General features: G+C 54.8%; 19 protein-coding genes. 9 read left to right on the forward strand and 10 right to left on the reverse strand.

Annotation, left to right across the window (positions count from 1 at the left end; all coding sequences use genetic code 11):
- Positions 1 to 42 precede the first annotated feature (42 nt).
- Positions 43 to 984, forward strand: coding sequence for a DMT family transporter (locus tag J1778_RS15600; protein ID WP_217173944.1), 942 nt, complete (start codon positions 43 to 45; stop codon positions 982 to 984).
- A gap of 89 nt (positions 985 to 1,073) precedes the next feature.
- Entirely contained in the window at positions 1,074 to 2,423 is a 1,350-nt protein-coding gene (locus J1778_RS15605) for a glycoside hydrolase family 10-like protein (RefSeq protein ID WP_217173945.1), read from the forward strand.
- 20 nt (positions 2,424 to 2,443) lie between these two features.
- Here the strand turns inward: J1778_RS15605 and J1778_RS15610 are convergent, their stop codons facing one another.
- Complete coding sequence (locus tag J1778_RS15610; protein ID WP_217173946.1) at positions 2,444 to 3,328, reverse strand: GNAT family N-acetyltransferase; 885 nt, start codon at positions 3,326 to 3,328, stop codon at positions 2,444 to 2,446.
- A 241-nt stretch (positions 3,329 to 3,569) separates the two neighbouring features.
- On the opposite strand from J1778_RS15610, the gene J1778_RS15615 reads away from it, so the two are divergent.
- Positions 3,570 to 5,021: a metal-dependent hydrolase family protein gene (locus tag J1778_RS15615; protein ID WP_217173947.1), complete on the forward strand. Its 1,452-nt coding sequence runs from the start codon at positions 3,570 to 3,572 to the stop codon at positions 5,019 to 5,021.
- A 29-nt stretch (positions 5,022 to 5,050) separates the two neighbouring features.
- Here J1778_RS15615 and J1778_RS15620 read toward each other — a convergent pair whose 3' ends face one another.
- The 6 genes from J1778_RS15620 to J1778_RS15645 are packed head-to-tail and all read right to left on the reverse strand — an operon-like array spanning position 5,051 to position 11,493.
- Positions 5,051 to 5,821: an ABC transporter ATP-binding protein gene (locus tag J1778_RS15620; protein ID WP_217173980.1), complete on the reverse strand. Its 771-nt coding sequence runs from the start codon at positions 5,819 to 5,821 to the stop codon at positions 5,051 to 5,053.
- A 24-nt stretch (positions 5,822 to 5,845) separates the two neighbouring features.
- Positions 5,846 to 6,712, reverse strand: a complete 867-nt coding sequence (locus tag J1778_RS15625; RefSeq protein ID WP_217173948.1) for an ABC transporter ATP-binding protein — start codon at positions 6,710 to 6,712, stop codon at positions 5,846 to 5,848.
- Complete coding sequence (locus J1778_RS15630; RefSeq protein ID WP_217173949.1) at positions 6,684 to 7,589, reverse strand: ABC transporter permease; 906 nt, start codon at positions 7,587 to 7,589, stop codon at positions 6,684 to 6,686. The genes J1778_RS15625 and J1778_RS15630 overlap by 29 nt, the downstream gene beginning before the upstream one ends.
- A complete protein-coding gene (locus J1778_RS15635) occupies positions 7,586 to 8,641 on the reverse strand; it encodes an ABC transporter permease (RefSeq protein ID WP_420804087.1) in 1,056 nt (351 codons plus the stop codon). The genes J1778_RS15630 and J1778_RS15635 overlap by 4 nt, the downstream gene beginning before the upstream one ends.
- 2 nt (positions 8,642 to 8,643) lie before the next feature.
- The gene (locus J1778_RS15640) at positions 8,644 to 10,287 is read right to left on the reverse strand and encodes an ABC transporter substrate-binding protein (RefSeq protein ID WP_420804084.1); all 1,644 of its coding nucleotides are present in this window, start codon (positions 10,285 to 10,287) and stop codon (positions 8,644 to 8,646) included.
- A gap of 51 nt (positions 10,288 to 10,338) precedes the next feature.
- Entirely contained in the window at positions 10,339 to 11,493 is a 1,155-nt protein-coding gene (locus J1778_RS15645) for a mandelate racemase family protein (RefSeq protein WP_217173951.1), read from the reverse strand.
- Positions 11,494 to 11,893: 400 nt separating this feature from the next.
- Here J1778_RS15645 and exoX point away from each other — a divergent pair, with 400 nt between their 5' ends.
- Positions 11,894 to 12,556: an exodeoxyribonuclease X gene (gene exoX / locus J1778_RS15650; protein ID WP_217173952.1), complete on the forward strand. Its 663-nt coding sequence runs from the start codon at positions 11,894 to 11,896 to the stop codon at positions 12,554 to 12,556.
- 21 nt (positions 12,557 to 12,577) lie between these two features.
- On the opposite strand, the gene J1778_RS15655 is transcribed toward exoX, so the two are convergent.
- Positions 12,578 to 13,483, reverse strand: a complete 906-nt coding sequence (locus tag J1778_RS15655; protein ID WP_217173953.1) for a LysR family transcriptional regulator — start codon at positions 13,481 to 13,483, stop codon at positions 12,578 to 12,580.
- A 134-nt stretch (positions 13,484 to 13,617) separates the two neighbouring features.
- Here J1778_RS15655 and J1778_RS15660 point away from each other — a divergent pair, with 134 nt between their 5' ends.
- From J1778_RS15660 to J1778_RS15675, 4 genes are read left to right on the forward strand one after another with little or no spacing between them, the layout of a single operon-like run.
- Positions 13,618 to 15,036, forward strand: coding sequence for an MFS transporter (locus J1778_RS15660; protein WP_217173954.1), 1,419 nt, complete (start codon positions 13,618 to 13,620; stop codon positions 15,034 to 15,036).
- A 31-nt stretch (positions 15,037 to 15,067) separates the two neighbouring features.
- Positions 15,068 to 15,307 (forward strand): DUF1272 domain-containing protein, encoded by a 240-nt coding sequence (locus J1778_RS15665; protein WP_120162917.1) that lies wholly within the window; start codon positions 15,068 to 15,070, stop codon positions 15,305 to 15,307.
- 47 nt (positions 15,308 to 15,354) lie between these two features.
- Positions 15,355 to 15,999: a hypothetical protein gene (locus J1778_RS15670; protein ID WP_217173955.1), complete on the forward strand. Its 645-nt coding sequence runs from the start codon at positions 15,355 to 15,357 to the stop codon at positions 15,997 to 15,999.
- A gap of 45 nt (positions 16,000 to 16,044) precedes the next feature.
- Positions 16,045 to 16,503 carry an acyltransferase gene (locus J1778_RS15675; RefSeq protein WP_217173956.1) on the forward strand — a complete coding sequence of 153 codons (459 nt, stop codon included), beginning with the start codon at positions 16,045 to 16,047 and terminating at the stop codon, positions 16,501 to 16,503.
- A 55-nt stretch (positions 16,504 to 16,558) separates the two neighbouring features.
- Here J1778_RS15675 and J1778_RS15680 read toward each other — a convergent pair whose 3' ends face one another.
- The gene (locus tag J1778_RS15680; RefSeq protein WP_217173957.1) at positions 16,559 to 18,958 is read right to left on the reverse strand and encodes a glucose/quinate/shikimate family membrane-bound PQQ-dependent dehydrogenase; all 2,400 of its coding nucleotides are present in this window, start codon (positions 18,956 to 18,958) and stop codon (positions 16,559 to 16,561) included.
- A gap of 174 nt (positions 18,959 to 19,132) precedes the next feature.
- Positions 19,133 to 21,286, reverse strand: coding sequence for a TonB-dependent receptor PqqU (pqqU, locus tag J1778_RS15685; protein WP_217173958.1), 2,154 nt, complete (start codon positions 21,284 to 21,286; stop codon positions 19,133 to 19,135).
- Between the two features lie 789 nt (positions 21,287 to 22,075).
- On the opposite strand from pqqU, the gene J1778_RS15690 reads away from it, so the two are divergent.
- A partial coding sequence (locus J1778_RS15690) for an alpha/beta hydrolase (RefSeq protein WP_217173959.1) occupies positions 22,076 to 22,831 on the forward strand: 756 nt, incomplete at its 3' end.

Raw genomic sequence — 22,831 nt, forward strand, 5'->3', positions numbered from 1 at the left:
GGACTGATTTATGACAATAAAAACAGAACAGGAAAACAGAAAATGGACTCGCGTAAACCGCTGGACGGATTTGCCAGCAGCGTGATGGTTGGGCTTTGTATTATCTGGGGTGTGCAGCAGGTGGCGATCAAAAGCGCCGCAGCGGATATCACGCCGTTATTGCAGGTGGCGCTGCGCTCGGGCATGGCGGGGCTGGCGGTGATGATCCTGATGCTCATCCGTCAGCGAAAAATCCCGTTCAGCGCACAGACGCTGCGCCCCGGATTGCTGGTCGGTTTGCTGTTTTCCGTCGAATTTATGTTTGTCGCCGAAGGCCTGCGGTTCACGACTGCCGCTCACATGGCGGTTTTCCTGTATACCGCACCGATTTTCGCTGCGCTCGGTCTGCATTTTCTGGTGCCGGAAGAACGCCTGAGCCGCCTGCAATGGTCCGGCGTCGGCATCACCTTTCTCGGCGTAATTGTCGCTTTCCTGTTTGGCGGCAATAATTCTGCTGCACCGCAGGCCAGCAATATGCTGCTCGGCGATTTCTTCGGCCTGCTGGCCGGTGCCTTTTGGGGCATGACCACTATCGTGGTGCGCCGCAGCGCGTTATCTTCCGGCAGCGCTACTATGACGCTGTTTTATCAGCTGGCAGGCGCGTTCGTTTTGCTCGGCGCAATGGCGTTGCTGACCGGTCAGACGCAGTTTCGCCTCACGCCGGTTTCGGTCAGCAGCATGGTGTTCCAGACCGTGATCGTGACGTTCGGCAGTTATCTGGCGTGGTTCAGCCTGATGCGCCGTTATCAGGCTTCGCGCCTGGGGATCCTATCGTTTATGACGCCGGTTTTCGGCATTATTGCGGGTGTGGTTTTTCTGCATGAGCCACTGAGAATCAACTTTATTGCCGGTGCGTTGCTGATCATGCTGGGGATCCTGACGGTAAGCGCCGAAGGAATATTTCGCCAGTGGATAGCAAAAAGACGTCAGCGAAAATTGCGTTAATATCTGATTACAGGGAAAATTAACCCTGATTATAAAGCTCGCGACACTAAGCAGCTAATCTGCTGTCTGTCCCCGCGATTACAAGAAAAATGGAGTTCATCATCGCCCGTTCTCATCACATTTCAGCGATCAGGATCTTGAAAAAATCAGCGGCCCTGATGGGACTGGCCCTTTTACTGGCCAGTTGCTCATCCACGCCGCCGAAATCGCTGGTGACCCCGCAGCCACCGGTAACCAAACACCCGCAGCCGGGCAAAGCTGCGCCGTCGCATGAGCCTGTGCGCGGAGTTTGGCTGACGACGGTTTCCCGCCTCGACTGGCCGCCGGTATCTTCGGTGACAGCCAGCAGCCCGTCTGCACGCATCAGCCAGCAGAAAAAGGCACTGACTGACAAACTCGACAAGTTGCAAAGTCTCGGTATAAACACCGTGTTCTTCCAGGTAAAACCGGATGGCACGGCGCTGTGGGCGTCTAAAATCCTGCCGTGGTCGGATACGCTGACCGGCAAAATCGGCCAGGATCCGGGCTATGACCCGCTGCAGTTTATGCTCGATGAAGCGCACAAGCGCGGGATGAAAGTCCACGCCTGGTTTAACCCTTACCGCGTGTCGGTCAACACCAAGCCTTCCACCGTGACCGAACTGAACAATACGCTGCCGCTGCACCCTGCCAGCGTATTTGTCCTGCACCGCGACTGGATCCGCACCGCCAGCGACCGCTTTGTGCTCGACCCCGGTATTCCTGAAGCGCGCGACTGGATAACCAGTATCGTAGCCGAAGTGGTGTCACGTTATCCGGTGGATGGCGTGCAGTTTGATGACTATTTCTATACTGAAGCGCCGGGTTCGACGCTCGACGATAATCTGACGTTCCGGCGTTACGGACAGGGATTTGCCTCGAAAGCTGACTGGCGACGCCACAATACCCAGCTGCTGATTGAGCAGGTTTCGCGCACCATTAAACAGCTGAAACCCGGCGTAGAATTTGGCGTCAGTCCGGCAGGCGTATGGCGGAATGTATCGCACGATCCGGCAGGTTCCCGCACCTCTGGCGCGGCGGCTTATGATGAGGCGTATGCCGATACCCGTCTCTGGGTGCAGCAGGGTTTGCTTGATTACATCGCCCCGCAACTTTACTGGCCTTTTGCCCGCAAAGCCGCGCGTTATGATGTGCTGGCGCAGTGGTGGGCTGATGTCGTAAAACCCACCCATACGCGCCTTTATATCGGCGTCGCACTTTATAAAGTGGGTGAGCCTTCAAAAAGTGAACCGGACTGGATGATTAGCGGCGGCGTGCCGGAGCTGAAAAAACAGCTCGATATGAATGAATCCAACCCGCAAATTCAGGGCACGATTCTGTTCAGGGAAAACTACCTCAACCAGCCGCAGACGCAGGAAGCCGTCAGCTACCTGAAACGCAGATGGGGCAACGCAGGCTGAGGCAACAGGAACGCGACCGGTCAGGCGGTCGCGTTTTGAAAATCTTCTTTTTTAAGGCGCATCGGTGTAATCGGCATGCCGTAAAAATCAGTGGTCGGGCCGGTGATTACACCGCCCAGATCACTGATGATTTTCACCGTGGAATCCCGCGCATCCAGCAGCACTTTATCCGTTTGCTCCAGCATCTCCTGCAATGAAACACGCGCCAGCTGTTTACCGATCCCCATACCGCGATAGCAGGGATTTATCGCAAATCTTCCCCAGTGCCAGTGATTATTTTCATACCAGCCGGCGACGGTGCCGAGAACATATTCCCCCGAGCGGACTATCCAGCTCTGACTTTTCAACTGCGGCGGTAATGAAATCAGTTCCGCCGGAATATTCTGCTCCTGCGCAAAGGTCTCAGTTAATAGTTTCGTGACTTCCGGCAGGTAATGACTGCGCATAATTTCAATTTGTATTCTTTGCGGATGACGTGCGGCATTACGCCGGAAAGTATTCACTCTCAGCGTCCGTAATCCCTTTATGATTTCCTGTACCTCCTGTAGCTCCATTTCATTATCAATAAATGAAAATTCATTATCCGCCGCGTCATCCGCAGTCTCTAAACTCCGCGTACCCGCCGCCGTCAGCTGAAAACTTTTCTGCCGTTTGTCTTTGACACCCGCCACCGGTTCAACATAATTTTTCCCCGCCAGCACGTTCAGCGTCCGGCTCAGCGACGCTTTATCCATACTCAGCTGCAGGCATAATTCGGCAAAAGACGTCACGCCATTCTTTGACAGATAGGTCAGCAGATGGGCCTGCGTGAGGGATAAACCCGAACGAAAACAATTTTTATCCAGCAGCCCGAGCTCCCTGACAAGATAGCGGAGCTCGGTACGGATCCTGTGAATGGCCGACATGATTAACCCTGAAAGTTGATAGTATCAACGAAATTAAAGCGTCACTATTATTCTGTCAAGTCCCTGGTTTTAAAGCCGCTTTATATTGGCGTTCCAGACAACTTTATATAGCGAAGAGAGATAACCTTAAAAATTTACGCGGTAAGCTTTTAACCTTAGAATGAAGTTATCTGCTTCTTTATTAAAAATAATTAGCATTCTGAATGCATAAGCCTGACTGACTGCTGAGGAACACTGCTTTATGCGACAAACACCTCTGAATTATCCGACTCACGAACATTCTGAAGCTTGTCTGTGCCACAGCCCCGCCTTTGTACGAATCAACACAGTCCTGACCCGGGAAGCCGCAAAAGCACCGCCCATCACCGCTGCAACAGTTTCCGCGGCTCTACCGGGCGAAAAATCCCTCCGTGAGGCCACAACGGCGACATCTGCGCACCTGAAAGCGTTCATAAATGTGCGAATTTTCGACGGTGTTTCTGACGAGCTGCGCGAAGATTTGCAGGTCATTATTGAAGGCAATGTGATTAAGGCCATCGAAACGGCGGGCACACCATTACCTCAGAATGCCACGATAATTGATGGTGCAGGCGGTGTTCTAATGCCGGGGCTGATTGATGCCCACTGGCATGCGATCATGGCGCGTCCGTCAATGATGACCGCTATGACGGCTGATTTTAACTATATTCAGGCGCTGGCGATTGCTGAGGCGCAGGCGACGGTATTGCGTGGTTTTACCACTGTACGCGATATGGGCGGCCCGGTCTTTGGCCTGAAACGGGCGATTGACGAACAGATAACGCCGGGGCCACGTATCTATCCATCGGGTGCATTTATTTCGCAAACCGGCGGACATGGCGATTTCCGGCTGCTGCATGAAGTACCGCGCGCACCCGGCGACAACCTGAGTTATATCGAACGGATTGGGATCACGGCGATCGCTGATGGAGCTGATCAGGTTCTGTTGCGTGCCCGGGAGCAACTGATGCGCGGCGCATCGCAGGTTAAGTTCATGGCGGGCGGTGGCGTCGCCTCAATGTATGACGGCATCGATGTCACCGAAGGTTCCGTACCAGAAATCCAGGCGGCGGTGACCGCAGCGGAAAACTGGGGAACATATGTGACCGTGCACGCCTACACGGCGCGGGCGGTGTCGATGGCAATCAAAGGTGGCGTGAAGTGCATTGAACACGGCCAGTTGGTGGATGAAGACACGGTGCAGTTGATGGCGCAACAGCATATATGGTGGTGTCTGCAGCCTTTCCTCGATGATGAAGATGCGGTGCCGATGGCGACGCCTGCATCGCGCGCCAAACAGCTTGTAATGTCTGCGGGGACTGATACGGCTTACCAGCTTGCCAAAAAATACAACATCAAAACCGCCTGGGGCACGGACACTCTGTTTGACGCTCATCTCGCCACCCGTCAGGGCGCGCAGTTAGCCAAACTGGTGCGCTGGTACACCCCGGTGGAGATCCTGAAAATGGCCACCAGCGTGAACGCCGAGCTATGCGCCCTCTCCGGCCCCCGCAATCCGTACCCCGGTAAGTTGGGCGTTATTGAAGCGGGTGCGCTGGCAGACATGATCGTCGTAGACGGCGATCCGCTGACAGATATTGAGCTTATCGCCCGGCCGGAAGAAGCATTCCGCGTTATTGTGAAAGACGGAAATGTTATGAAAAATACGCTGTAACAGACGGGGAAATACTGCCAGTCCCCATCCTACAGCATCACTTTCGCCGCCATTTCACGGCTGTAGTCGCGGCTGGCGTCGACCAGCACGCGGGTGTAATCGTCCGTGATATCGCCGCGCAGCAAGGCATCGGTTTCCAGCGTTTCGAGGATTTTGCCGTATTTCATCACCGCGACGCGCTGGCAAAGATGGGCTATAACGCCCAGATCGTGCGTGACCATCAGATAGGTCAGACCTTCCTCTTTTTGAAGATCGAACAGCAAATTGAGGATTTCCGCCTGTACCGACACATCCAGCGCAGAAGTCGGTTCGTCGAGAAGTAAAACGCGCGGTTTGAGGATCAGTGCCCGCGCAATTGCCACGCGCTGGCGCTGTCCGCCGGAAAGCTGGTGCGGATACCGGCTGCGGAACGCGCGGTTCAGGCCGACTTTCTCCAGAATATTATTAATGCGCTGATCACGCTGATCGATGCGATGAATTTGCAGCGGCTCTTCCAGAATGTCGCCAATGGTATGGCGCGGATGCAAGGAGCCGTACGGATCCTGAAACACCATCTGCACCAGACGACAGCGGTCGCGCCCGATGCGGTGCTCAAGCTGCTGGCCATCGATTTCCAGCTCGCCCTTCCAGTGAGTAAACAACCCCGCCAGACATTTCAGTACCGTGGTTTTGCCGGAACCGGATTCCCCCACCAGCCCGAAAATCTCGCCTTCACGCACGGCGATATTCACATCCGTCAGCACCTGCGTGGTTTTCGCGCCTTCGCCAAACGTCAGGTTCAGGTTACGCACGTCAATCATGGTTTTAGCTGTCATGTCGGCTCCTTAATCGGTCAGCCAGCTGGCCTGCCGTTGCATTACCGGCAGCGGATAACGACGGTTATCCATGTCCGGCAGCGCGTTCAGCAGGCCGCGCGTGTACGGATGCTGCGCGTTATCCAAATCGGTGGCAGCGATGGATTCCACGATGCGTCCGGCGTACATCACCAGCACGCGGTCGCAGAAACTGCGCACCAGATTGATGTCGTGACTGATAAAAATCAGCCCCAGACCGCGCGTTTTCACCAGGTCGTCGAGCAGCGCCAGCACCTGTAAACGAACGGACACATCGAGCGCCGAGGTCGGTTCATCGGCAATCACCATTTCCGGATCGGTGATCAGCATCATTGCAATCATGATGCGCTGCCCCTGCCCGCCAGAAATCTCGTGCGGATACAGGCCGTACACCCGTTCCGGATCCCGGATGCGCACCACATCAAGCATGTTCAGCACTTTGCTTTTGGCATCCTGATACGAACATTTGTGGTGCGACCGCCACGCCTCGGCGATCTGGTCGCCCACGCACAGCACCGGATTCAGCGAATATTTCGGGTCCTGCATAATCATAGAAATACGCTTGCCGCGTACCTGACGCATTTGCTTCGGACTGGCGCGCAGCAAATCGACATCGGCGAACTGCATTTTGCTGGCGGTGATCTGCGCTTTTGAAGGATGCAGATGCAATAACGCGCGACCTACGGTGGATTTCCCAGAGCCCGACTCACCGACAATCGCCAGTTTTTCGCGCCCCAGTTGGAAAGACACGCCGCGAACTGCCTGCGTCACCTGACGGCCATTCACAAAGCTGACGTGCAGGTCCTGCACATCGAGTAACGCCGGAGCGTCAGTCATTTCGGGGATCGAGGATGTCACGAAGGCCATCTCCTAAAAAGTTGAACGCCAGACTGTTAATCAGGATCGCCAGACCGGGAATGGTCGCCACCCACCAGCACTCCATCATGTAAGTACGACCGCTGGAAATCATCGCGCCCCACTCCGGATCCGGCGGCTGTGCGCCAAGCCCGAGAAAGCCCAGACCGGCGGCGGTCAGAATAATCCCGGCCATGTTCATGGTGATGCGGATGATGACGGACGGCAGGCACAGCGGCACAATGTGACGCCACAGCACCCGCAGCGGACTCGCACCCTGCAAACGCACCGCTGAGATAAAATCGGCCTGTCGCAAGGAGAGCGTTTCAGCACGTGCCAGACGCGCAATCGGCGGCCACGCGGTGAGCGTAATGGCGATCACTACATGCTCGAGCCCCGGCCCAAGCGCAGCGACAAACGCCAGCGCCAGCACCAGACTCGGGAACGAGATGAAGATGTCGGTGACGCGCATCAGCACCATGTCCGTTTTGCCACCGAAATAACCGGCGGTGACACCCAGCAGCAACCCGAGCGGTCCGACGGTGACCGACACCAGCAACACGATGTAAAGCGTGATGCGCGATCCATACACCAGACGGCTGAAGATATCGCGGCCAAACTCGTCGGTGCCGAACCAGTGTGCCGCCGACGGCGGGCTGAGCGCGTTGTTTAAATCCTGCACCAGCGGATGAAACGGCGCGATCCACGGCGCGAATATCGCCACAATCATCAGCACCAGAACAATCGCGCCACCGATAGCAGTGAGCGGATTAGACGCCATCTGCCACAGAAAATGACCGACGCGGCCAAACGCCCTTTTCACGCGCTGACGTTTTTCATCGCCTGCGCTGAGCGTGACGGAATCGAGGGAGATCGTCATACTTTTGTCCTCGGGTCAAAGACCTGATAAAGCAGATCAGAGAGTAAATTCAGCACCACGAAAATCATGCCGACCACCAGCACGCAACCCATCACCGCGTTCATGTCACCTAACATCAGGCTGCTGGTGAGATACGAACCGAAGCCCGGCCACGAGAACACAGTTTCGATCAGCACCGCGCCTTCGAGCAGCGAGCCGTAGGCCAGCGCCACCACGGTCAGCAACTGAACCAGAATGTTGCGGAACGCGTGATTCCACAGCACATGCCATTCGCTGAGCCCTTTCACACGGGCGGTGATGATGAATTCCTGCGAAAGCTGCGCCAGCATAAAGCTGCGGGTCATACGGCTGATGTAAGCCAGCGAGTGAAAACCCAGCAGTGACGCAGGCAAAATCAGGTGATTAAGCGCATTGCGGAACACTTCCCAGTTTCCGGCGATCAGCGCGTCAATCAGCATAAAACCGCTGTGGCGCGTGACCTGCCCGTCGAGGCTGAAATCTACCCGTCCGGCACCGCCCACCCAGCCGAGCCAGGCGTAAAACACCAGTAAACCCATCATGCCGACCCAGAATATCGGGGTGGAATAACCAGCAAGGCTGATGATACGCACCACGTAATCGGCGATGCTGTTGCGTTTTGCCGCCGCCAGCACGCCAAGCGGAATGCCGACGCCTGCGCCGAGAATGATCGCCAGCGTCGCCAGTTCCATCGTCGCCGGGAACACGCGAAGAATGTCCTGCGTCACCGGTTTGCCGGTCAGCAGCGCGTTGCCTAAATCGCCGTGCGCCAGCCCGGAAAGGTAGATGCCGAACTGCGTCCACAAGGGTTTATCAAAACCGAGCTGGTGGTAAACCTGCTGATAAGTGCTGTGGTCGGCGTCCGGTCCGACAATCGCCAGCACCGGATCCACCGGCATCACACGGCCGATAAAAAACGTCAGCAACAGCAGGCCGAACAGCGTGACCGCCACCTGGACCAGCCGTTTGCCGATACGCCCGGCAGGGAATGACAACCGCGCCGTTTGCTTTGAAGCAGGCGCCGGAATTTGCATGGTCATAATCCTTTACCTCCGGTTGGCTGGGCGTCAGCGGGATCATCTTTCCAGACGTCGCGCAGGAAAGTGGTTGCTGAAGGATGCGGCAGGTAATTTTTGACATCCTTACGCACTACGATGGAATCAACCATTTGCGAGAGCGGCACCAGCGCCGGGATCAGCGCGTCGTAACGTTCCTGAATGGCAAAGTAATCCTGTTTTTGTTTTTCCGGGTCACGTTCGAGCAACGCCTGATCGATATCCGTGTTCAGCCGTTTGTCGTAAAAACCGGTGCGCCAGCCCTGAAAGTTGGTCAGCCGCGCCGCGTCGTTGTTGTCCGGGTTGTAAACCAGCGCGCGCAGGCTGGAATGCGGATGCGGTTCCACGCCGCTGCCGCCGCGCCCGACCAGCATGTCGAACTTACGCTCGCGCATTGCGCCGTAAATCTGGTTACCGGTGCCGGTGACAATTTTGGCGCGAATGCCTGCCTGCATCAGCGTCGACTGCACCGCAATCGCAATATTGAGGAATGGCTGATCGGCCAGCACCCGCAGCGTGGTATCAAAACCGTCGGGATAACCGGCTTCGGCCAGCAAAGTTTTCGCACGTGGGATATCCAGCTGGTAACCGGGATCCGGCAACGTGGCGGGCATTCCGACCTGAATCGGCCGCTGATGCACAATGCCGTAACCGTTCATCAGCGCTTTGCCGATGCCCTGATAATCAATCAGATAGCGCACCGCCTCGCGTACTTTCGGGTTGGCGAAATGCGGCTCTTTCATGCTCATCGCCACGTAATAAATAGTGCCTTTTTTCACCTGATCGACCTGCATCGCCGGGTCATGGCTGAGCGCGGTAACGTCCGACACGGCCATGTTATTGGCAATATCCAGATCGCCTTTTTCAATCATCAGACGTAAGGTCTGGGATTCCTGAAAATGGCGAAATACCACGCGCGAAAGCTTAGGTTCGCCGCGCCAGTACTGTGTGTTCCGGCTCATGTTCAGCACGTCCTTCGCCTGCCAGTTATCGAGGCGAAACGGCCCGGAACCGGCTTCATTGGTGGTCAGCCAGCGGTTACCCCAGTCGCCGTTCACTTCATGCGCCTGCACGGTTTTGCTGTCCAGCGCCACCACGCTGCCGAGCGCCGCCAGCGAGTAAATCACCAGTTTCGGGTCGTTAGGTTTAGGTAGCTGAATTTCCACGATGCCGGGTGACGGCGAACGCACCATCTCGTCGACATTCTTTTTGCTGAATCCGTAGGATTTCCACACCGAGGCCTGTGCCAGATTGAGGTGCAAAATGCGACGCATCGACCACACCACATCGTCGGCGGTGACCGGATTGCCTGAGTGGAATTTCACGCCTTCGCGCAGATGAAACGTGATGAGATTGCGGGCGTCGTTGACCTCCCACGAGGTCGCCAGCGCCGGTCGCACATTGGTGAGTTGTTGCGGATCGAGCTCAATCAGCGGGTCATAAAGATTGACCACGATGCCGACAATATCATTGCCGGTCATCGCTGCGGGGTCGAGCGTTAACAGGTTATTCATGTTCATGCCGATGATCAGCTGGTCGGGCGGCGTTTTCGCCTGCGCCGTCCAGCCTGCGGCCATCAGCAGGAGCGCGAAAATCCACGCGCCCCACGTTTTGCCAGAGTTCATGATGTACCTTCCGGGTAGAGTCAGAGGTTTATTATTTTTTCTGCCCGCAGGTCAGTCGTGGCTGACGGTATGGGTTTCTATATAATCAAAATTGATGTCCTCACCCAGGCCCGGGCGGTCAGAAAGATGCACAAAGCCCTGTTCATCCATCGGATCAACAATGCTGTTCAGGTACGCAGCCGGTTCATCGTATTCGAGGAACGGATGCAGCAGGCCGCGCTCATACCAGCGACAGTTGCGGATAGCGCCGACCACTGCCAGACTCGCCGCGCCGTTGCCGTGGACTTCACAATCCATGCCAAAGGCTTCTGCCAGACTGGCGACTTTCATACACGGCGAGATACCGCCGACGCCGTTAGCACCTGCACGTAAAATGTCGCAGGCTCCGGCTTTCACCCAGTCCGCGCGGCTGTGATGCTTACCGCCGAGACTTTCCGGCCCAATGACGTCAATCGACAGGTTTTCCGCCAGCCACGCGTAGGACGCCATGCTCTCTTCTTCCATCGGTTCTTCGAACCACGCAAAGTTGAGTTTTTCCAGCGCCTTACCAATGGTCAGCGCCTGACTGCGGCTGTACCAGTGATAGCCGTCAAGCATCAGTTCGATGTCCGGTCCGACCGCTTCACGCACGGCGGCGCAGGCTTTGATGTCCATTTTCGGATCCGGCGCAAACGCCACCGGCGGCATCCAGGTGTGCAGTTTGATAGCCTGATAACCGCGCGCGACCAGTTTTTCGGCAAACTGGCCGAACTCGTCAGGTGTCGATAATCCGCCTTTCAGCTCATCGCCGCACATGGTGCTGCCGTACGCCGGTACTTTCTCGCGGAATCCGCCCAATAATTTGTGCACCGGCATCTTAAGTTTGCGGCCAATCAAATCCCACAATGCCTGTTCGACAAACGACAGCGCCCTTTCGGTCAGCTGATGCGCACTGCCGCGCTGCCAGTGCACCAGATCCTGCCAGAGACGTTCACGGTCGAACGGATTCTGACCGATCAGTACTTTTCTGAAAAAAGCATTCACTACGTGCGGACGCACAACTTCCGGCGGTGCAAACGAATAGCCGCAATCGCCTTCATCAGTGGTGATGGTTAACATCGCCATTTTCGCCTGACTTTCTTCACCCGGATGCGAATGACCCGCGCTGTCAGAAACGCGACGGGTCGGATAAGTAAAAACAGAGACTTCAACGGAACTTATTTTCACAGCGATACCTGCCATTACTGAGTGAGTTAACGCCCTTCAGGGCGCGCCGCAATTGCGTGTTCATTCAGCAATGTGAGCGCACTCACACTTCCTTAAAACCGCAATCCAACAATAATAAAATAGCGTTTCAATAATGAACTTAGCCAGTTTGTGATCCCTTTTCCACAGCTAAAAGCCGAAAATTTCCGGGTTTGTTTGGGCATCTGCACGGATGAATGTGAGCATTTTCACGAAAGAGAGGCGAACTGTGATCTGTACAGGAAATAGACGGAGTGAGTGCAGGGAGATATCCAGCCTTTGTTTGTGATGAAAAAAGTTGTGATCAGAAAAGTGGGCACAGGAAAGCCATTCCGTTAGGCTAGCGGTATTGAAAGTATTTGGTGATCAGCCGGAGTAGAAAATGTTGCGTGTTATTGATACGGAAACCTGCGGATTGCAGGGTGGCGTGGTGGAAGTGGCCTCCGTCGATATTGAGAACGGGAAAATCGTTAATCCGATGAGTGATCTGGTGCGCCCGGATCGTCCGATCAGCCATCAGGCGATGGCCATTCATAAAATCACCGAAGCAATGGTTGCCGATAAACCGTGGATTGAGGAGATCATTCCGCGCTATCACGGCAGTCAATATTATGTGGCGCACAACGCCAGTTTTGACCAGCGTATGCTGCCAGAAATGCCGGGCGAATGGATTTGCACAGTGAAACTTTCCCGTCGTTTATGGCCGGGGATCAAGTACAGCAATATGGCGCTCTACAAATCTCTCAAGCTGCAAGTCGCCACGCCTGCGGACCTGCATCATCACCGTGCGCTGTTTGACTGCTATATCACCGCCGCGCTGCTGATCCGCATCATGGATGAATCCGGCTGGACGCCCCAAGAAATGGTGACCATTACCGGCCGCCCGGCGCTGGTCAGCACCATGATGTTTGGGAAATATCGCGGCAGGAAAATTGCCGAAATCGCCGAAGACGATCCGATGTATCTGCGCTGGATGCTTAACAACATCAAGGAATTAACGCCCGATTTACGCATGACGCTGAAGCATTATCTGGAAGCTGAATAAGAGTAGGGTTTATTCCCTCGTTTAACGCGGCCCTTTTTCCCGGCATACACTGAGCACCAGTTGTCGCAACCAGCGGTGCGCCGGGTCCACTTCTGAACGCGGATGCCACATCTGAGATATTGTGATTTCGCGGGTGTTCACCGGCAGTTCAAACGCATGTAACCGGTCTGGGTCAGCAATGAATAATGAAGCGGGGATCAATGCCACCAGATCAGAGTGTTGTGCAATCGCCAGCGCGGCAGAAAACCCCGGCACGACGGCGGCGATTTTCCGTTTCAGTCCGACTTCGGCCAGCGCGTCATCCACAGGCCCATAGGTGCTGTTGCGGCGCGAAACGACAACATGTCCGAAAGACACATACTCGTTTGCAGTAATCATTTTCTCACCCGCCAGCGGATGGCCTTTTCTCACCACGCCCATAAACCTGTCGCGGAATAACGTCTGTAAACGAATTTCCGGCCCCATTTCGCCTAAAACGCCAATCTCAAGATCGACCCGCCCTTCCCGCAACGCATTCGAGGTTTTTTCCGGTTTTGGCATAAATCGCAAACACACTGACGGGGCAACCTGCGCCGCCGCGGCAATCATCGCTGCGCCAAATGCCACCACAAAACCGTCGTTGGAGCGGATCAGGAAAGTCCGCTCAAGTCTGGCGACGTTGAAATCTGCGGATGAAGGCCGCAGCAAGGCACGGGCTTCAAAACTGGCATTACGGGCGCGCTGGCGGATTTCTTCCGCGTAAGGCGTCAGCACCATATTTCGTCCGGCGCGCACCAGCAGCGGATCGCCGGTGGTATCGCGCAGGCGACCCAGCGTACGGCTCATGGCAGAGGCGCTTAATCCCAGACGTCGGGCAGCACCGGCTACACTTGCTTCAGCCAGCAGCACATCAAGTGCAATAAGTAAGTTCAGATCGGGTTCAGTCATCTGCACAGAGTAACGCAACAGCAATAAGGAGAGAAGGCGTTTGGTGCAGGTATTAAGTGCAGATGCTGCGTCTTCCGCACTATATGACCTCCCGCTATAGTTGCCTGACTCAATATTAATAAGGTGAAAGTGTAATGGAATTATTTTCCGACAAACCGGGCGACGAAGGGTTACCGGGTCGCGAGCGCGGACTGGCCATGGCCGCAGTTATGACCATGGCAACAATGGCGGTTTTTGACGGCTCGATGGTTAATATTGCCTTGCCGCAAATTGCGCGGGCACTGAACATCCCGGCGGGCGCTGCCGTCTGGGTTTCTAACGGTTATTTGCTTTCTGCCTCCATGACGCTGGCGATATTTGCCGCGCTCGCCAGCCACATCGGCTTTCGTCGGCTGTTTGCCGCCGGATTGACGGTCTTTACCCTCGCCTCTTTGGGTTGTGCGCTGTCGTCCTCCCTCGATACGCTGATTTTCATGCGGGTGCTTCAGGGTATCGGTGCGGCGGCCACGCTGAGCATCGGCCCGGCGATTTTGCGCTCGGTGTTTCCCAACCGGCTGCTCGGGCGAATACTGGGCCTGAACGCGCTGATTATTGCCACCAGCACGGCGATAGCGCCGGTGCTGGGCGGAACCATACTGTCAGGGATGAGCTGGCAGTGGCTGTTCGCCATTAATATTCCACTGGGCGTGATGGCTATTATCCTCACCCTGCGCGTGGTTCCGGCTAATCCCGCCGCGACCCAATCTCCGTTTGATGTCTCCGGCGCGGTGTTGTCTGCCGTAGCGCCTGGCGCACTGATTATGGCGGCGGATTCCTTTTCGCACCCCGGCAGCCATGAACTCATGACCGCCATAACTTACGGGCTGATTGCAGTGATCGCAGGCATGGCCTTTGTCTGGCGTCAGCATCGCGCACCAAAACCGTTGCTGCCGCTTGGAATGTTTGCTTCCAGCCGGTTCACGCTGGCGGCGTTCACTTCGCTGGCGTCGTTTATCAGCCAGGGGATTACCTTTGTCGCGCTGCCGTTCCTTTTCCAGAGCGTCTATGGCTACAGTGCTTTTGTCTCCGCACTGCTTTTCACGCCCTGGCCGCTGGGGATTATTCTGGCCGCGCCGCATGCCGGACGTTATGCCGACCGCTATCCGGCAGCGATCATTTCGACCGCAGGATTGTGCGTTTTCGCACTGGGTTTAGTGCTGCTGGCAAAGTTGCCGGAACATGCCCAAGTCTGGGATATCGGCCTGAGAAGCTTTATCTGCGGTCTGGGCTTCGGTTGCTTCCAGAGCCCGAACAATCGTGAAATGCTCTCCAGCGCTTCGCGGGAAAACAGCGGTTATGCCTCCGGCGTACTGGCGATCATGCGCACATTTGGCCAGTGTCTGGGAGCGGCGTGCGTCGGCGTTATCCTGACCATTTATTCTGCCAGCAACGTATTACATGAAGCGTTAGCTGTGAGGGTCAGTCTGTGGGTGGCGGTGATTGCGACGGTGCTGGCGATAGTGATCAGCGTGAGCCGCTTGCGAAATACTGCCGCTCACCTGCAAAATGGCTAAAACTTACACATGCTGCTCAAGGATAAATTCTATGCTGGAACTGAGACCCAATTGCGAGTGCTGCAACACCGATCTGCCCCCGGCTGCTGACGCCAGAATTTGTTCATTTGAATGCACATTCTGTGTCCCTTGTGCCGAAGATAAACTGAGCGGGATATGCCCCAATTGCGGCGGAGAACTTGTCGCACGCCCGCGCAGACCGGCAAATAAACTGGCAAACAATCCGGCCTCCACCACCCGGGTGTTTAAGCCAGAAGGTTGTGCTTCTTAGTAATGGCTGAATGAAATCTGGATCATCATTATAAATAAAGGATTTATATGCCTCGCTATTTTTCTCTGGTTTCTTCATCTGCACTCATTGGTTCGGTTTTTCTGCTCACCGGATGTCCTCCTCCGCCTGATTTAACCCAGTGGCAGCGCCCTGGCAGCAACATAGATGATGCGCGTGTTGCAATGGGTCAATGCGGCGTCCCGCTTCCGGGGCCGGAACCTTCTTTTACCGATAATGAATCGGTGCTGTATTACCAGTGCATGGAGGGGAAAGGATTTACCTATAAGGGGGGTTTTCACATTTGCGATTATTACAAAAACACCCCTGCCTGCATCGAGAAACAACAGGGTCACCCGCTCAGTCAGCGACAGCTCGAAGCACTGCCTTTTGTCGCTGATGAGGGTTTTCATCCGATCAAACCGGATTCAGGCCGGAATGAATACCAACTCATTAGCTGGCGTAAAGCGGGTGCCTCACGGCATTTTTCGCACGCAGCTGAGAATGACAAGCTCGCGTTACAGGTAATGTATGAATGCGGATATCCGAAACCGCTGGGCTCGGGCCTTTTTGACCCGACCGTCCTGAAAGCCGCCAAAGTTCAGCAATGTATGCTGGATAAAGGCTTTGAACCGAAACATAAACTCATGCTGGTTTGCCGCAATTATCCGCAAGTGACGGGTTGCGGGAAATAGCAGCCACAGGGAGTTCGCAGCACCTCTTCTGTCAGGAGAAATAAAATGCCCTACACCCAACGCAACGTGCAAATCCGTAATGTGAAAGCAGGCCAGGATGTGGTGATTTACCAACCCGCTAATGTGTATGACTGTGCTCTCGGTGATGACGTTTTTGTCGGGCCCTTTGTGGAAATTCAGGCCAACACCAGCATCGGACGGGGGACAAAAATCCAGTCGCATACCTTTATTTGTGAATATGTCACTGTCGGGGAAAACTGCTTTATCGGTCACGGCGTGATGTTTGCGAACGATATGTTTGAGGCAGGAAAACCCAATCCCGACCGGGATTCATGGGCCAGGATCCGCGTGGGTAACGATGTGTCTGTTGGCAGCGGTGCGACCATTCTGGGCGTCACAATCTGCGATGGCGCAGTGATTGGTGCGGGAAGCGTAGTGACGAAAGACATCACGGTGAAAGGCGTTTACGCCGGAAATCCGGCGCGATGGCTACGGGCGTTGTAGCCATAAAAAAGGCCGCATTCGCGGCCTTTCAGATTTCAGAGCTTATGACAGCTAATTATTTAGCGTCAGCGTCTGGCAGTGCATAAGCGATGATGTAATCGCCCAGTTTGGTGCCGAACGAACCGTGACCGCCTGCTGCGATAACAACGTACTGCTTGCCATTCACAGAGTAAGTCATTGGGGTCGCCTGGCCGCCTGCTGGCAGACGAGCTTCCCACAGTTTGTCACCGTTGCTCATATCGAACGCGCGCAGGTAGTTATCTGCGGTCGCGGCGATGAAGAACACGTTACCGGCGGTAGAAATCGGCGCGCCAAGCATTGGCATACCCATTTTGAACGGCAGCGGTAATGGTGAGCTGTCGCGCACGGTGCCGATACGTTTTTTCCACACGATATCGTTGGTTTTCAGGTCAACGCCGGAGATGTAACCCCATGAAGGCTGTTTACAAGGGAAGCCCAGCGGAGACAGGAACGGATTCAGCGTCACACCGAATGGCACGCCGTACTGTGGCTGAATGCCAGTCTCAGTACCGGAACCGCCTTTATCGTTCTCATCTGGCTCCATAGGGTTGCCAGGACCACGTGGGATCAGTTTAGACACGAATGGCAGAGCAATCGGGTTAGCGATAGCCACCTGACGATCGGTATCCACAGAAATACCACCCCACTCGAACATGCCGAGGTTACCTGGGAACACCAGAGTGCCCTGCTCGGATGGCGGTGTGAAGGTGCCTTCATAACGCAGTTTGTGGAAGATCACACGACACATCAGCTGGTCATAGATCGTTGCGCCCCACATGTCTTTACCGGTCAGTTTGGCTTCCGGACGGAAAGTCAGTTCGGAGAATGGCTGAGTCGGAGAAACGTGGTCGCCTTTCGCTGCGCCTTGCGGAACAGGTTTTTCAGGTGCATCAACAATCAGCTTACCGTCACGGCGATCCAGCACGAAGATGTTACCGGTTTTGGTCGGAACATAAATCGCAGGAACTTTGTTGCCGCTCTTGTCAGTGATATCAGCCAGGGTTGGCTGCGCCGGAACGTCCATATCCCACAGGTCATGGTGAACAGTCTGGTAGAACCAGGCCAGTTTACCGGTGGTTGCGTTCAGCGCCAGCAGGCCGCTCGCGTAACGTTCCATCTCAGGAGTACGGTTGCCGCCCCAGATATCTGGTGTGGCGACACCGATTGGCAGGTAAACCAGATCCAGTTTGTCATCATAAGCCGCAGGCGCCCATGAGTTCGGGGAGTTCGGTGTGAAGTGCTGACCATCCTCAGGGATTTTGTTCGGTTCAGCAGCGCCCGGATCGAAGGCCCACAGCAGTTTACCGGTCTCAACATCAAAGCCACGGATCACGCCGGAAGGCTCGCGGTTTGAGTAGTTATCGGTAACCGCACCCGCCACGATGATCACTGATTTAGTGATGATTGGCGGTGATGTTGGCTCATAGTGACCCGGCGTAGCGTAAGGCATGTTGCCTTGCAGGTTCAGCTCACCGTTGTTACCGAATGCCGGGCAACGTGCGCCGGTTTCAGCGTCCAGTGCGAACAGACGGCCATCGTTGACAGGCAGAATGATACGACGTGAACAGACAGCAGGTGCCGCGCCCTTAGCAGCATCACCTTGTGCCGCAGGCGTAGTCTCATGATAAGACACACCGCGACAGGTCACGTGCTGGAAGGTCGGGTTAGAATTGAGCTGCGGATCGAATTTCCACTTCTCTTTACCGGTCGCGGCATCCAGAGCAAACAGCTTCTGGTGCGGCGTACACAGGTACAGCATGTCGCCGATTTTGATTGGCGTCACTTCGTCGGTGATTTCACCCGGATCGTTCGGGGTTTTCAGGTCACCGGTACGGAATGTCCATGCCACATCCAGCTTGCTGACGTTTTTGTCATTGATCTGGTTCAGCGGCGAGTAACGGGTACCGCCCTGAGTACGGCCATAGGCCGGCCAGTCACTGGCTGGAACGCCGGAGTCCGTCGCCGCTGGAGCAGCATCGGCAGCTTTCAGGGTGCCGTTGATTTCCTGCGGGTCGTTGAAGACGGAGTACGCCAGCACGAGCACAGTGAACACCAGAGACAGCGCCAGAGCGCCGCGGGCGAAGGCGTTTTTCACCAGCATCTGGTTATAAACGACTGGCAGCAGGATCCACAGGCCCAGGAAGAAAGTGACGTCCAGACGCGGCGTCAGTGCCCAGAAGTCTGTGCCCACTTCCCACACAGCCCACACCGTGGTGCCGAACAGGAAGATTGCATACAGCAATAATGCAGAAGAGCGGCGGCGATACAACAACCACGCGGTAACCAGCGAGATAACACCGGCAATAATGTAATAAAGAGAACCACCTAATTTTGCCAGCCAGATACCGCCGACAAGAAGATAAATCCCGCTTAACGCGGCGAACAAAGCGGTAATTATGACGACGATGCGTGATAACGAGGCTTTCGTTTCCATAGTTGATGACCTTACTGATTTTTTATAATCGTCGATTCAGGCATCGCCCGAATCTTCAAGAACATCCGGTTCTCACCGGGTGTCATTCCTTGCATGTGCTGCCCTGCCTGAGTGGAGGCGCCGGGCAACACCGCGTGGTTCGTTGTTCTGCTGACTGAAATTACTGACTAAAAGTTATTCGAAACTATAAGAAAGCGTAGCGCCGCCACCGTAGTTTCTGCCAGGTGCCGGCTCGAAATAGCGACCGTTGCCTTCATTGACGATGACAGAACCGACGTAATTTCTGTCAAACAGGTTGTCGACCCGGGTAAACAGGTCGAGCGTCACTTTGTTCCAGTTGAAGCGATAACCCGCATTCACGCTGGCGACGGTATAAGCCGGTGCCTGTTCACTGTTTTCGTCATTCACTTCGATGTCACTCATGTAGCGCACATCTGCGCCAGCATGCCAGCCATCAACCGGGGCCCACTCCAGTGAAGCGTAGCCCATGTTGCGTGCAATACCCGGCAGACGGTTGCCCGCGGGTGTGCAATCCCCGGCGCCGCAGGTCTCATTGCGGAAGGTGGCATCGAGCAATGTCCAGGCCATTTTAACGCGCCAGTTTTCTTCAATCTGCTGATCTAACGACAGTTCCAGTCCGCGACGACGTGTTTTTCCGGCGTTGGTGTAACTCGAACGTCCGCCGACACTTTCTGCAACAATTAACTCATCGTCAGTATCAGTCTGGAAGACCGCTGCCGTGACTAAACCATTGCCGACGCGCCATTTGCTGCCCAGTTCAACGGTGTTGCTGGTCGAAGGTTCCAGACCCAGATTCAGGCCGGACTGGCCGTCAGTGCGATACGAAAGCTCGTTGATGGTCGGCGTCTCGAAACCGCGACCGGCAGAGATATAGGTATTCAGCGCCGGCGTCACCGCATAGTTCAGTGAGGCCATCGGCAGCAGTTTGTGATAAAGGCGCGAACCGCTGTCGTCCGGGTTTTTGCCGGTGATGTAATAATCCTGTGAGTCAAAACTCACGGTGCTGTAGCGTGCCCCGACATCCAGCGTCCAGCGCGGTGTCAGATTCCACGTGGTTTGCAGATAGGGATCGAGGTTCCACATCACGTTCTTTTCATTGCGACGTTCGTCGCCTTTTACGCCCAGATCGCCTTCATCATTGAAGTTTTCGTAACCGAAACGGCGCTCGGTCATGGTTTCATAATCCAGACCGCCGGTAACGGAGAACGGCACAGAACCTATTTGATCGTCATGTTTCCAGCGGGTATCCACGCCGGAATACTTACGTTCCAGCACAATCACCCCGCCTGCGTTCAGCGGATTCTTCTGCGATGCCGCCGGAATGGTCTGGTACTGCGTGGTGTGGCGCTCGCCATGATAGGTCATCAGGCTGAACTCATCGTTCTCGCCCATCTGACGCTGATACCGCAGGCCGACCTGCGTCTGATCCAGCGATTTGCGCGCATTGTATTGATCGGCGCGTTTTGCCTGCGTCGGGTCGTCATGCCATTCGGATTCGGTCAGACCGCCCGGATCGTTCGCATCAACAGAAACGCTGTTAAACATCAGCGTCAGGGTGCTGGCATCGTCAATACGCACACCCAGTTTGCCGTTACCGAGGTTTTTCTGCGTGCCGCTGTGATCACGGTAGCCATCAGTGGTGAAACGCGAACCGGAAATCAGGTAATTCACATCACCCGCGTGCGTGCCGTCGCCGGTCGCTCCGCTGGCTTTTACGCTGTTACGAAACGAGCCATAACTGCCAAAATAAGTGCCCGCTTCAAGTTTTGCAGGCTGGGAACCGGTTTGGGTATCCACGTTCACCACGCCGCCGGAGGCATTGCCATACAGCGCCGAGAAGGGACCGCGCAATACTTCCACGCGCTCTACCGAGTTCAAATCAATATTGGAGGTCTGCCCCTGCCCGTCCGGCATCGTGGCCGGAATACCATCCACGTAAATACGCACACCGCGCACGCCGTACATTGAACGGCTGCCGAAGCCACGCACGGAAAGCTGGAGATCCTGCGCGTAGTTCTGGCGGTTCTGCACCTGCAAACCCGGAACACTGCCGAGGCTTTCTGACAGGTTGACCTGCGCTTTGCTGTTTCTGAAATCGTCGCCATCCACCACGCTGACCGCTGCGGGTGTATCCAGTTCTGACAGGCCGCCGCTGATTTCGCGTTTAATGATCATCAGGGAAGAAGAGTCTGATGAATCGTCCGTATCGCCTTTCGGGGCGTCGGTCGCTGATTGCGCATAACTGACTGAAACCGGGTTCAAAAATGACAAGAACGTGATGATAAAAGCAGAGGTTTTGGCGTTCACTTTATGAGTTCTTTTATTTGTGTTAAAAGGCTGGGTCAAAAAATAAGACACATCTCTCAATTTTAGACATTAGAAGTAGACATAAATCGACCGATCTGATTGAGAGCCGTAAGGGGGCTCACTATAGATTTTTTCTTCCTGTTAGTACATACGCAACTTTACAAATATAACTTTTTAACAAAATACCGCACGCAGTGTGCATCACCATGCGACTTTCCAATTAATTCCCCGCGTAAACTTCGTGGATTAATTGACCTGATGCCGCATTTATTGGCGGATAAAATAAAACACCGCTTTCATTTGAAATTTCACCGAATAAAAAGCCAGTCTTTATCTGCCTGTAAATGGCAACGGTTACATTATAGTTAAAACACTGATACTAAACACATAACATAAAAACACAACATGCTCATTTCGTGTATTAATCATGCACTGCTTACGGTTGGGTAATTTGGCTTTCATCTTTCGAAACTGCACAGGCCGAATCAAAGTCAGAGTAAATATAGACCACTATTTTAAGACAAGAGAATATTCTCTGACGTTTTTTCATTCAATCTGTTGCAGGTAATGAAACAGGCCCTTCTTTACATAAGATATAAAACCCTACCTCGCCCTCCCGCTTAAAAAACATACAGATCGCTCCGGGGAAACGTTTCCACTGCCGGGGGGGTAGCTCCGCCCTGATGACGTTTTTGTCATCATCACGTCACTTCTCTGTCAGACCGTCAGGCTCACAGTGGCCCCACAGACTGATGTTCATTCAGGTTTAAAACGAAAAGAGGAAGTGCCATGCGTTTACGTTTAGCTTCAACATTGTTACTGGCTGCCACGGCGGCGTTGGGTTCCCAGGCCGCCGTGGCGGCTCCAGTGAAAAATATCGTGCTGGTGCATGGTGCCTTTGTGGGCGGCTCAGGCTGGCGTCCGGTGTATGACATCCTGACGCACGACGGCTATAAAGTGACGCTGGTGCAGGAACCGCTGACCTCGTTTACCGATGACGTCGCGGCCACCAAACGTATTCTGGACAGGCAAAACGGTCCGGCGATTCTGGTCGGTCACAGTTATGGCGGCGCGATTATTACTGAAGCAGGCAACGATCCGCACGTGGCTGGACTGGTGTATATCGCGGCACATGCGCTGGATAACGGGGAAACCGAAGCGATTAACGGTAAGAAATTCCCGAACGCCGCACATCCGTTTGTAAAAACGCCGGACGGTTTCCTCTACATCAATCCGGCCAACTTCCCGGCGGATTTCGCTGCCGATCTGCCGCTTAAACAGGCGCAATTTGAAGCGCAGGCACAAATGCTAACCTCCGCCAGCGTGTTTACCGCTAACATTCCTGATCCGGCGTGGAAAATGAAACCGAGCTGGTACATGGTGGCCAAGTCCGACAAAATCATTAACCCGGATTTAGAACGTATGTACGCCAAACGCGCGCACAGCCACACCGTCGAAATCGCCGGTGCCAGTCATTCGGTGTATGAATCCCATCCAAAAGAAGTGGCGCAACTGATTGAGCAGGCAGCGGCGGGGGCGGGGGCG

Source organism: Rahnella bonaserana (assembly GCF_019049675.1).
In the GTDB taxonomy this organism is placed as follows: domain Bacteria; phylum Pseudomonadota; class Gammaproteobacteria; order Enterobacterales; family Enterobacteriaceae; genus Rahnella; species Rahnella bonaserana.

Excerpts from the sequence above, each read along its gene's own strand:
- J1778_RS15630 (WP_217173949.1), bottom strand. The coding sequence starts at position 7,589 with ATGACGATCTCCCTCGATTCCGTCACGCTCAGCGCAGGCGATGAAAAA.
- J1778_RS15620 (WP_217173980.1), bottom strand. The coding sequence starts at position 5,821 with ATGATTGACGTGCGTAACCTGAACCTGACGTTTGGCGAAGGCGCGAAA.
- J1778_RS15640 (WP_420804084.1), bottom strand. The coding sequence starts at position 10,287 with ATGAACTCTGGCAAAACGTGGGGCGCGTGGATTTTCGCGCTCCTGCTG.
- J1778_RS15605 (WP_217173945.1), top strand. The coding sequence starts at position 1,074 with ATGGAGTTCATCATCGCCCGTTCTCATCACATTTCAGCGATCAGGATC.
- J1778_RS15665 (WP_120162917.1), top strand. The coding sequence starts at position 15,068 with ATGCTGGAACTGAGACCCAATTGCGAGTGCTGCAACACCGATCTGCCC.
- J1778_RS15635 (WP_420804087.1), bottom strand. The coding sequence starts at position 8,641 with ATGCAAATTCCGGCGCCTGCTTCAAAGCAAACGGCGCGGTTGTCATTC.
- exoX (WP_217173952.1), top strand. The coding sequence starts at position 11,894 with ATGTTGCGTGTTATTGATACGGAAACCTGCGGATTGCAGGGTGGCGTG.
- J1778_RS15615 (WP_217173947.1), top strand. The coding sequence starts at position 3,570 with ATGCGACAAACACCTCTGAATTATCCGACTCACGAACATTCTGAAGCT.
- J1778_RS15610 (WP_217173946.1), bottom strand. The coding sequence starts at position 3,328 with ATGTCGGCCATTCACAGGATCCGTACCGAGCTCCGCTATCTTGTCAGG.
- J1778_RS15675 (WP_217173956.1), top strand. The coding sequence starts at position 16,045 with ATGCCCTACACCCAACGCAACGTGCAAATCCGTAATGTGAAAGCAGGC.
- J1778_RS15670 (WP_217173955.1), top strand. The coding sequence starts at position 15,355 with ATGCCTCGCTATTTTTCTCTGGTTTCTTCATCTGCACTCATTGGTTCG.
- J1778_RS15600 (WP_217173944.1), top strand. The coding sequence starts at position 43 with ATGGACTCGCGTAAACCGCTGGACGGATTTGCCAGCAGCGTGATGGTT.
- J1778_RS15680 (WP_217173957.1), bottom strand. The coding sequence starts at position 18,958 with ATGGAAACGAAAGCCTCGTTATCACGCATCGTCGTCATAATTACCGCT.
- J1778_RS15655 (WP_217173953.1), bottom strand. The coding sequence starts at position 13,483 with ATGACTGAACCCGATCTGAACTTACTTATTGCACTTGATGTGCTGCTG.
- J1778_RS15660 (WP_217173954.1), top strand. The coding sequence starts at position 13,618 with ATGGAATTATTTTCCGACAAACCGGGCGACGAAGGGTTACCGGGTCGC.